The organism is Stenotrophomonas sp. GbtcB23, from assembly GCF_019091045.1.
GTDB classification, from domain to species: domain Bacteria; phylum Pseudomonadota; class Gammaproteobacteria; order Xanthomonadales; family Xanthomonadaceae; genus Stenotrophomonas; species Stenotrophomonas rhizophila_A.
The window spans coordinates 1-250 of record NZ_JAGXKC010000550.1 but is presented as its reverse complement, the minus strand read 5'-3'; the positions used below and the strand labels follow the sequence as shown (position 1 = coordinate 250).

The 250-nt window shown below is 55.2% G+C and carries 1 protein-coding gene; it reads right to left on the bottom strand.

Annotated features, from left to right (window positions below):
• On the bottom strand, positions 1 to 250 hold a 250-nt coding region (locus tag KVS69_RS20070; protein WP_217539984.1), incomplete at both ends, for a hypothetical protein.

Here is a 250-nt window from a genome sequence, read left to right as displayed (position 1 = left end):
ATTCCCTGAAGCGATTGGCGCGCGACCTCAATGCGCTTGCGCGAAAGCAGACCCCTTCCGGTCATTTCCGCCATCAATTGCGCGTGACGATTGCGCATTTCAGGAGAATGGATCATCGATTCCGAACGACGCCGGTAAAGGAAGTTGACATCTGCAGTCACAAGAAAACGGCTGCCCTGATCCAATGCACGCTGGTAGAAATCCCAGTCTTCATAGGCGCGAAGACTTTCGTCGTAGGCCAGCGCGCGCA